8 protein-coding genes are annotated in these 9,846 nt (G+C 63.4%); all 8 read left to right on the forward strand.

Annotated features, from left to right (window positions below; translation table 11 throughout):
- A partial coding sequence (gene sucB / locus HMPREF2565_RS09285; RefSeq protein WP_071407214.1) for a 2-oxoglutarate dehydrogenase, E2 component, dihydrolipoamide succinyltransferase occupies positions 1-1,030 on the forward strand: 1,030 nt, incomplete at its 5' end.
- Between the two features lie 255 nt (positions 1,031-1,285).
- Positions 1,286-2,452, forward strand: a complete 1,167-nt coding sequence (locus tag HMPREF2565_RS09290; RefSeq protein ID WP_071407215.1) for an MFS transporter — start codon at positions 1,286-1,288, stop codon at positions 2,450-2,452.
- A gap of 72 nt (positions 2,453-2,524) precedes the next feature.
- Positions 2,525-5,392, forward strand: coding sequence for an aminomethyl-transferring glycine dehydrogenase (gene gcvP / locus HMPREF2565_RS09295; protein WP_071407216.1), 2,868 nt, complete (start codon positions 2,525-2,527; stop codon positions 5,390-5,392).
- 3 nt (positions 5,393-5,395) lie between these two features.
- Positions 5,396-6,508: a glycine cleavage system aminomethyltransferase GcvT gene (gene gcvT, locus HMPREF2565_RS09300; protein ID WP_071407217.1), complete on the forward strand. Its 1,113-nt coding sequence runs from the start codon at positions 5,396-5,398 to the stop codon at positions 6,506-6,508.
- A 42-nt stretch (positions 6,509-6,550) separates the two neighbouring features.
- Complete coding sequence (gcvH, locus tag HMPREF2565_RS09305; protein WP_046647929.1) at positions 6,551-6,943, forward strand: glycine cleavage system protein GcvH; 393 nt, start codon at positions 6,551-6,553, stop codon at positions 6,941-6,943.
- A 69-nt stretch (positions 6,944-7,012) separates the two neighbouring features.
- Positions 7,013-7,819 (forward strand): lipoyl(octanoyl) transferase LipB, encoded by an 807-nt coding sequence (lipB, locus tag HMPREF2565_RS09310; protein ID WP_071407218.1) that lies wholly within the window; start codon positions 7,013-7,015, stop codon positions 7,817-7,819.
- A 108-nt stretch (positions 7,820-7,927) separates the two neighbouring features.
- Positions 7,928-8,992 (forward strand): lipoyl synthase, encoded by a 1,065-nt coding sequence (lipA, locus tag HMPREF2565_RS09315; RefSeq protein ID WP_071407219.1) that lies wholly within the window; start codon positions 7,928-7,930, stop codon positions 8,990-8,992.
- 42 nt (positions 8,993-9,034) lie between these two features.
- Complete coding sequence (locus HMPREF2565_RS09320; protein ID WP_071407220.1) at positions 9,035-9,826, forward strand: DUF4191 domain-containing protein; 792 nt, start codon at positions 9,035-9,037, stop codon at positions 9,824-9,826.
- Positions 9,827-9,846 lie beyond the last annotated feature (20 nt).

Below are 9,846 nucleotides of genomic sequence, written 5' to 3' on the forward strand. Positions count from 1 at the left end.
GGAAGAGCCGAAGGCAGAGGACAAGCCGGCTGCTTCCCAGTCCTCCGAGCCGAAGACTTCTGAGACCTCCACGAAGGTCAACAACGGCGATAACGTCCCGTATGTCACCCCGCTGGTGCGCAAGCTGGCTGAGAAGCACGGCGTAGACCTCTCCACCGTCTCCGGCACTGGCGTCGGTGGCCGCATCCGCAAGCAGGACGTCCTGGCCGCCGCCGGCGAAGGTGAGGCACCGGCTTCCTCCGCTAGCGCCTCCTCCAGCAACCCGCGCGCTCGCTGGTCCACCAAGTCCGTGGATCCGGAGAAGCAGGAGCTCATCGGCACCACCCAGAAGGTCAACCGTATCCGCGAGATCACGGCGACCAAGATGGTTGAGGCCCTCCAGATTTCCGCTCAGCTGACCCACGTCCAGGAAGTCGATATGACCGCCATCTGGGATATGCGCAAGCAGTCCAAGCAGGCGTTCATCGACAAGTACGAGGCCAACCTCTCCTTCCTGCCGTTCATCGTGAAGGCCACCGTTGAGGCACTGGTCTCCCACCCGAACGTCAACGCGTCCTACAACCCGGAGACCAAGGAGATGACCTACCACGCTGACGTCAACGTGGCCATCGCCGTGGATACTCCGCGTGGCCTGCTGACCCCGGTCATCCACAAGGCCCAGGAGCTGACGCTGCCGGAGATCGCTCAGAAGATCGCCGAGCTGGCTGATAAGGCCCGCAACAACAAGCTCAAGCCGAACGATCTGACCGGTGCAACCTTCACCGTGACCAACATCGGCTCCGAGGGCGCCCTGCTGGATACCCCGATTCTGGTTCCGCCGCAGGCTGGCATCCTGGGCACCGCCGCTATTACCAAGCGCGCGGTCGTCGTGACCGAGGACGGCCAGGACGCCATCGCCATCCGCCAGATGTGCTACCTGCCGTTCACCTACGACCACCAGGTGGTCGATGGTGCCGACGCTGGCCGCTTCATCACGACCATCAAGGACCGCCTCGAAACCGCAGATTTCGAAGCCGACCTTGACCTCTAAGCCCTAGAGCCAAGCCCTAGGCTTGCTCCCCTGCCACTGCGGCGGGGGAGCTTCGTCGTTTTCCACCCGGCTTTCCTCCACCCCCGCAAACACAGCTCGGTGACATCGCTCAGTGGCGCCGCAACTGCCCTATCTGCCAAAACTATTGCCCGGTTTTCAGAGATCGGCGCTAAGTTTGGCAGATAGGCGCGTTTTCTTTAACCGTCTTGCCACCAAGACCTAACCTCTGTGACTCAGCACACTAGACTGTGCAGCATGGTTTCTCAGAAATGGTTCCGCGTCGCTCTCGGCATGTTCCTCGTCGCGTGCGGCGCTAATCTTTTCGCCCCCATGGTCGTGGTCTACCAAGTCACCACCGATTTGGGGGTTCTGCAGACGACCTTCCTCTTTGGCATTTACGCCCTCGGCATCATGGTGGCACTTTTCATTGGCGGTCCTCTCTCGGATTCGCTGGGACGCCGCGCTGTCATGCGCCCAGCCGTCCTCACCACCACTGCGGGCTCACTGGTCTTCCTCGGCGGCGCAGGCGGTGCCTTCCTCCCCTTGCTGATCGGACGCCTGTGTGCCGGGGCGGCAGTGGGACTGGCCATGTCTTCCGGCGCTGCCTGGATCAAGGAGCTCAGCACCCACCTCAGCGTGGGCGCCAAGCGTTCTTCCATTGCTCTTTCGGCTGGCTTCGCGTCGGCACCTGGCGTAGCCGGTATCGCCGCAGAGTTCCTCCCCTGGCCCACCGTCCTGCCTTATCTATTGCATATCGGCCTAGCACTCATCGTGGTTCCACTCGTGTGGACGGTGCCCGAAAAGCGCACCGAACAGCCACAGCCTCATTCACAGCCACGGCGCCGTTCCTTAATCCCCACCAGCCTGATTACCCCCCGCTACCTACCGGTCGTGGCCTATGCCCCGTGGGTCTTTGGCTCCGCCACCACTGCCTTCGTCTTCCTCCCCTCACAGCTCAGTGAGCACCTGCGCCACCCCATTCTCATTGCCGGGCTCTGTGCGCTACTCACCATGGGAAGCGGCGTGGTAATCCAGCAGCTAGCGGGCCGCATCCGCGTAACCGCGTTCCACGGCATGGTGCTGGCCGCGATAGGCATGGTCCTGTGTCTCATCGTCGTCGCGGCGGCACACCACGGCTGGGCGGTATTCCTCCTGCCCCTCGCGGCCATCATCATGGGCAGCTCCTATGGAATTGGCATGCTCAGCGGGCTCGCAGAAACTCAAGCCATTGCCCACCCAGCGGAACTCGGCGCGGCAACGGGGGTGTTTTATTCGCTGACCTACCTCGGCTTCTTTGCCCCGTTCATCCTCTCGCTTTTGGGCCCTGTCACGGGGTATTCCACCGCCTTCATCATCGGGTTCGCAGTCGCGGCGCTGACTGCCGTGACGCTACATCTCCGAATCAGGGGTAACCGGGGTTAATGTCATGGCATACGCTTTATACTTGGAGCAGTTTAGGTCACACAAACTAACGCCACGAAGGAGATTCACTATATGGATTTCATCTCTCGTCATCTCGGCCCGGATGCAGCCGAGCGTGAAACGATGCTCAAGGCTCTGGGCTACGACAGCGTCGATGCGCTGGTCGATGCCGCCCTGCCAGCCTCCATCCGCGCCACCGAGGCGCTCAACCTCCCGGAGGCTTTGAGCGAAGATGAGGCGCAGGCGAAGCTGCGCGAGTACGCCTCCCAGAACGTCGTGCTGAAGTCCTTCTATGGCCAGGGTTACTCCGATGCCCTCACCCCGGCGGTCATTCGCCGCGGGCTGCTGGAGGATGCCGGATGGTACACCGCCTACACGCCCTACCAGCCGGAGATCTCGCAGGGCCGCCTCGAGGCACTGCTGAACTTCCAGACCATGATCGAGTCCCTGACCGGCCTTCCCATCGCGAACGCCTCGCTTCTCGACGAAGCCTCTGCCACCGCCGAAGCCGTCGGACTGATGGCCCGCGCGGTGAAGAAGGGCCGCCGCGTGCTGTTGGATTCGCGCTTGCACCCGCAGGTCCTGACCGTGGCCGCTGAGCGCGCCCGCGCCATCGAGCTCGAGGTCGAGATTGCTGATGTCCGCGATGGCATCGTCGGCGAAGACCTCGTCGGTGCAGTTCTGGCCTACACCGGAACCGAGGGCGATATCGTCGACCCGCGCGCCGCCATCGAGGAGCTGCACACCCGCGGCGCCCTGGCCGCCGTCGTGGCCGACCCGCTGTCGCTGCTCCTTCTGGAGGCACCTGGTTCGATGGGCGCAGACATCGTCCTTGGCTCCTCGCAGCGCTTCGGCGTCCCGCTCTTCTTCGGCGGCCCGCACGCGGCCTTCATGTCCGTCACGGATAAGCTCAAGCGCCAGCTTCCGGGCCGCATCGTGGGCGTGTCCAAGGACGCCGCCGGCCGCCCCGCTTATCGTCTGGCGCTGCAAACCCGCGAGCAGCACATCCGCCGCGAGCGCGCCACCTCCAATATCTGTACCGCCCAGGCTCTCCTGGCCAACGTGGCCTCGATGTACGCCGTCTACCACGGCCCGCAGGGGCTGAAGGAGATTGCCCAGCGCGTGCATGACCGCGCTTCTGCTTTCGCTGCGGCTGTCACCGGCGCAGGCAAGGAGATTGTCTCCCGCGACTTCTTTGACACCGTGACCGTCACCGGCGTGGATGCCGCCGCCATCAAGACCCAGCTGCAGGAGCAGGGCTACCTGGTGCGCGCCATCGGCTCCGACAAGGTCTCGGTCTCCTTCGGCGAGTCCGCTACCAACGAGGACGTCAACACCCTTGCCGCTGCCTTCGACGCCGAGGCCTCCACTAACTCCGAGCCAGCCATGTCTGGCTCCTTCGAGATTCCGTCCGCCGTCCAGCGTTCCGAGGAGCCGCTGCAGCACGAGATCTTCAACTCCCTCCACTCCGAGACCCAGATGCTGCGCTACCTGCGCACCCTGGCGGATAAGGACCTGGCACTCGACCGCACCATGATCCCGCTGGGCTCGTGCACGATGAAGCTCAACCCCACCTCTGCCATGGAGCCCATCTCCTGGCCGGAGTTCGCGGGCATCCACCCGTATGCCCCGGAGGAGACCACCGCTGGTTGGCGCGCGCTGATCGACGAGCTCGAGTCCTGGCTCGCCGATATCACCGGCTACGCCCAGGTTTCGATCCAGCCCAACGCCGGTTCCCAGGGTGAGCTGGCCGGCCTGCTGGCCATCCGCCGCTACCACGTGGCCAACGGCGACCACGGCCGCGATGTCATCCTCATTCCGGCATCCGCGCACGGCACCAACGCCGCGTCGGCGACCCTGGCCAACCTGCGCGTTGTCGTGGTCAAGACCGCTGACGATGGCTCCATCGACGTCGCCGACCTCGACGCCAAGATTGAGCAGCACGGCGAGCACATCGCCGGCATCATGATTACCTACCCTTCCACCCACGGCGTCTTCGACCCGGAGGTACGCGAGGTCTGCGACAAGGTCCACGCGGCCGGCGGCCAGGTCTACATCGACGGCGCGAACATGAACGCGCTGGCCGGTTGGGCCCGCCCGGGTGCTTTTGGTGGCGATGTGTCTCACCTGAACCTGCACAAGACCTTCACCATCCCGCACGGCGGAGGTGGCCCGGGTGTGGGCCCGGTGGGCGTCGCCAAGCACTTGGTGCCCTTCCTGCCAACGGATGCCAACGACCCACAGCTGGACCCGGCACAGCCGGCCGTGGAGGGAACCGGCGTGCCGTCCACCGCATCGCGCTACGGCTCCGCCGGCGTGCTGCCAATCTCCTGGTCCTACCTGGCCATGGTGGGCGCGCAAGGGCTCACGGAGGCCACGAGCCACGCCATCCTCGGCGCGAACTACCTGGCGCAGAACCTGAAGGATTCCTTCCCGGTTCTCTACACGGGCAATGCCGGCCTGGTTGCCCACGAATGCATCTTTGACCTGCGCGAGCTGACCGACGCCTCCGGCGTCACCGCCGCCGATGTAGCCAAGCGCCTCGTGGACTACGGCTTCCACGCGCCGACCCTGTCCTTCCCGGTGGCCGGCACCCTCATGGTGGAGCCGACCGAGTCCGAGGACCTGGGTGAGCTGGACCGCTTCATCGAAGCCATGCGCTCCATCCGCGCCGAGATCCAGGAGATCATCGACGGCAAGGTGGCCTACGAGGACTCCGTCATCCACCACGCACCGTTCACGGCCGAGGCCGTGTCGGACGATGAATGGGACTTCACCTTCACCCGCCAGCAGGCCGCCTACCCGGTGACCTCCCTGCGCGCTAACAAGTACTTCCCGCCGGTGCGCCGCATCGACGAGGCTTACGGTGACCGCAACCTGGTGTGCACCTGCCCGCCGCCAGAGGCTTTTGACTACTCCGACGACAACCAGGAGGTTTAATCAATGACTGACTACCTGCACTCCCCGCTGCATGCTGAGCACGAGAAACTCGGCGCCACCTTCACCCCCTTCGGACCGTGGGAGATGCCGCTGAAGTATGACAACGAGCTCGAGGAGCACCGCGCGGTACGTAATGCCGCAGGCCTCTTCGATCTCTCCCACATGGGTGAAATCTGGGTCAACGGCCCGGACGCCGCCGAGTTCCTCTCCTATTGCTTCATCTCCAACCTCACCACGCTTAAGGAGGGCAAGGCGAAGTACTCCATGATCTGCGCGGAGGATGGCGGCATCATCGATGACCTCATCACCTACCGCTTGGAGGAGACCAAGTTCCTCGTCGTGCCCAATGCTGGCAACGCCGACACCGTGTGGGAAGCGCTCAACGAGCGCGCCGAGGGCTTCGATGTGGACCTGAAGAACGAGTCCCGCGATGTGGCGATGATCGCCGTCCAGGGCCCAAAGGCGCTGGAGATCCTTGTCCCGCTGGTGGAGGACACCAAGCAGCAGGCTGTCATGGACCTGCCCTACTATGCCGCGATGACCGGCAAGGTGGCCCGCAAGTACGCGTTTATCTGCCGCACCGGCTACACCGGTGAGGATGGCTTCGAGCTCATCGTCTACAACTCCGATGCCCCGGAGCTGTGGGAAGAGCTGCTCAAGGCCGGCGAGGAATACGGCATCAAGCCCTGCGGCTTGGCAGCACGCGACTCGTTGCGCTTGGAGGCAGGCATGCCGCTTTACGGCAACGAGCTCACCCGCGATATCACTCCGGTGGAAGCCGGAATGTCCCGCGCCTTTGCCAAGAAGGAGCAGGACTTTGTGGGCGCTGAGGTGCTGCGCCAGCGCGCCGAGGAGGGCCCGCAGGCCGTCATCACCGGACTTGTCTCCTCCCAGCGCCGCGCGGCCCGTGCCGGCTCCGAGGTGTATGTGGGTGAGAACAAGGTGGGCACGGTGACCTCCGGCCAGCCCTCCCCCACTCTGGGACACCCGGTGGCGCTCGCTCTCATCGATACCGCCGCTGGCCTCGAGCCGGGTGCTGCCGTGGAGGTAGACATCCGCGGCAAGCGCTACCCCTTCGAGGTTTCCGCGCTGCCCTTCTACAAGCGCGATAAGTAAACTCCACTACTGAAGTCAACTACCGAAAGGACACCCCTTCTCATGGCTAACCTTCCTTCCGATTTCTCCTACTCCGAGGACCACGAGTGGATCAACGCCACCGCTGACTCCGTCGTTGGTTCTACCGTCCGTATTGGCATCACCTCCGTGGCCGCTGACCGCCTGGGTGAGGTCGTCTTCGCTGAGCTGCCGGCCGTGGGTGACACCGTCGAGCACGGCGAGACCTGCGGCGAGGTGGAGTCCACCAAGTCCGTGTCTGACCTCTACTCCCCGGTCACCGGCACCGTGACCGCCGTCAACGAGGACGTGCACGATGACTATGCAGTCATCAACAACGATCCCTTCGGTGAGGGCTGGCTCTTCGAGGTCGAGGTCACCGAGGTCGGCGAGCTGATGACCGCCGACGAGTACGCTTCCGCCAACGGCGTCGATTAAAAAAGCGCTTGAGCAGCGCACACTCAGCCCCTTTCTGGCTGAATCTTCGCGGGGTTTAGGATTGGGTTCATGACTGCTCCCCGCGAACCTTTCTTTCCCGCTGATCGCTCCATCCGCGCTTCCGACGAACCACTGGAGATCCGCCGCTTGGGCCGCATGGGCTACCAAGAGGCCTGGGATCTGCAGGCCGAGCTCGCGGCGGCGCGGGCGGCGGGCACACAGGGTGATGTCATCCTCGTGGTGGAGCACCCCAACGTCTACACCGCCGGCAAGCGCACGCAGCCGGAGGATATGCCTGATAATGGCCTGCCGGTCATCGATGTTGACCGTGGCGGGCGCATCACTTGGCACGGCGAGGGCCAGTTGGTGGTCTACCCCATTATCAAGCTGGCCGAGCCGGTAGACGTTGTCGATTACGTCCGCCGCCTTGAGGAGGCCATCATCCAAGCCGTCCGTGAACTCGGTGTGAGCACCGCTGGGCGCATCGATGGCCGCTCTGGCGTATGGGTTCCTTCCACCACCCAGGCTGCCGACCCAGCCGCCCCGAAGCGCGACCGTAAGCTCGGCGCCTTGGGTATTCGCGTGACCCGCGGCGTGACCATGCACGGCCTAGCGCTCAACTGCACCAATACCCTGGAGTACTACGAGCACATCGTGGCCTGTGGCATCGATGATGCGGATGTATCCACGCTGTCGCTTGAGCTCGGCCGCCCAGTGACCATGGAGGAAGCGGAAGCCCCGCTTCTCGACGCCCTCCTCAAAGCCCTCTCCGGGGAACTAACGGTGGCCGACCACACCTTTGCCTCGGCCCCTGATCCCATCAAAGTGGCCAACGAGAAGGCCCGCCAAGCCCGCAAAGCCGCGCAAGAAAAATAGCGGCTACCCTCGGTGGAATAAAGCAACCACCCGCTGGGCTTGTATTAGAAAGAGCTAGTTCAACACCTAAAGTGAGGTTTCGTGACTGTTAAGCCTGAAGGACGCAAGATGCTCCGCATTGAGAAGAAGAATGCGGAGTCTCCCATCGAACAGAAGCCGCGTTGGATCCGCAACCAGGTTCGCACCGGCCCTGGGTATGAGGACATGAAATCTCGCGTGTCTGGTGCTTCCCTGCACACCGTGTGTCAGGAGGCTGGCTGCCCCAATATTCATGAGTGCTGGGAATCGCGCGAGGCCACCTTCCTCATCGGCGGTGACAAGTGCACCCGCCGCTGCGATTTCTGCGATATCGCCACCGGCAAGCCGGAGGAACTGGACCGAGACGAGCCGCGTCGTGTGGCAGAGAACATCCAGGAGATGGACCTCAACTACACCACCATTACCGGTGTGACCCGCGATGATCTGCCTGACGAGGGCGCCTGGCTCTACGCCGAGGTGGTGCGCAAGATTCATGAGCTCAACCCGTACACCGGCGTGGAGAACCTCACCCCGGACTTCTCCGGTAAGCCGGACCTGCTCCAGGAGGTCTTTGAGGCCCGCCCTGAGGTCTTTGCTCACAACTTGGAGACGGTGCCGCGCATCTTCAAGCGCATCCGCCCAGCCTTCCGCTATGAGCGTTCCCTCGACGTCATCCGCCAGGCCCACGACTTTGGCTTGATCACCAAGTCCAACCTCATCCTGGGTATGGGCGAAACCGCCGAAGAAATCGAGGAAGCACTGCGCGACCTGCGCTCGGCAGGCTGCGACATCATCACGATTACCCAGTACCTGCGCCCTGGCCCGCGCTTCCACCCCATCGAGCGCTGGGTGCGTCCAGAGGAGTTCGTGGAGCACTCCAAGTTGGCCAAGGAGCTCGGCTTCGGCGGCGTCATGTCTGGCCCGCTGGTCCGCTCCTCCTACCGGGCTGGCCGGCTTTACGTGCAGGCCATGGAGGCACGCGGTCTCGAGCTTCCGGAGAACCTGAAGCACCTAGCGGAGACGTCCCAGGGCGCTACCGCCCAGGAAGCTTCCACCCTGCTGGAGAAGTACGGCCCCTCCGAGGAAACTCCGGTCACCACGCGCATGGCTAAGACCCCCGCACAGTCCAACTCTGTTGCTGCTACCATCCGCTAACGCGTTTCTCTTTTTATTCCCCTTGCCCTTAAAGTAGGAGACATGGCTAAGGACGATAAGGCGTCGCTCAAGGACGCGAAGAAGCAAGAGCGGGCGGCCAAGCGCGCCCAGCGCAAGCAGAACTGGTCACAGATGTGGCAAGCGTTCAACATGCAGCGCAAGCAGGACAAGGCTCTCATCCCCATCATGCTGGCTGCATTCTTGGGCATGGGCTTGCTCTTCTTCCTTATCGGCACGCTTTTCAACGGCCAGTGGTTGATGCTCATCATCGGCTTGGGCATTGGCGCGATGCTGGCTATGTTCCTGTTCACCCGCCGCCTTGAGCGCGACATGTACAAGAAGGTGGAAGACCAGCCTGGTGTCGCCGGTTGGGCTTTGGAGCAGCAGCTGCGCAACACCGTGGGCGTGGTGTGGAAGGTCAAGCCTGGCGTGGCTGCGACCCGCCAGCAGGATCTGGTTCACCGCGTAATCGGCAACTCCGGCGTCATTTTCGTCGTCGAAGGTGACCGCAAGCGCGTCACCCCTACCCTCAACCGTTTGAAGAAGCGCGTTGACCGCTTGGCTGGCGGTGTGCCGGTGTACGAGGTCTTCGTGGGCAGCGGTGAGGACGAGGTGCCGGTTTCCAAGTTGCGCACCCACATCATGAAGCTGCCGCGCAACTACAACAAGAACGAAACCTACGAGAACATTCGCCGCATCGAGGCTATGGATGATCTGCCGGGCACCACCCCGGGTCTACCCAAGGGCCCGATGCCCCGCCAGGCTCAAAACATGGCGGGTATGAACCGCCGCATGCGCCGCATGCAGGAGCGCAAGGGCGGCAAATGGGCCTGACCCCCGGAAAGTAGACACGT

Origin of the sequence: Corynebacterium sp. HMSC072A04 (assembly GCF_001809235.1) — a bacterium.
Lineage (GTDB): Bacteria > Actinomycetota > Actinomycetes > Mycobacteriales > Mycobacteriaceae > Corynebacterium > Corynebacterium hiratae.

Excerpts from the sequence above, each read along its gene's own strand:
- HMPREF2565_RS09290 (WP_071407215.1), top strand. The coding sequence starts at position 1,286 with ATGGTTTCTCAGAAATGGTTCCGCGTCGCTCTCGGCATGTTCCTCGTC.
- gcvP (WP_071407216.1), top strand. The coding sequence starts at position 2,525 with ATGGATTTCATCTCTCGTCATCTCGGCCCGGATGCAGCCGAGCGTGAA.
- gcvT (WP_071407217.1), top strand. The coding sequence starts at position 5,396 with ATGACTGACTACCTGCACTCCCCGCTGCATGCTGAGCACGAGAAACTC.
- gcvH (WP_046647929.1), top strand. The coding sequence starts at position 6,551 with ATGGCTAACCTTCCTTCCGATTTCTCCTACTCCGAGGACCACGAGTGG.
- lipB (WP_071407218.1), top strand. The coding sequence starts at position 7,013 with ATGACTGCTCCCCGCGAACCTTTCTTTCCCGCTGATCGCTCCATCCGC.
- lipA (WP_071407219.1), top strand. The coding sequence starts at position 7,928 with ATGCTCCGCATTGAGAAGAAGAATGCGGAGTCTCCCATCGAACAGAAG.
- HMPREF2565_RS09320 (WP_071407220.1), top strand. The coding sequence starts at position 9,035 with ATGGCTAAGGACGATAAGGCGTCGCTCAAGGACGCGAAGAAGCAAGAG.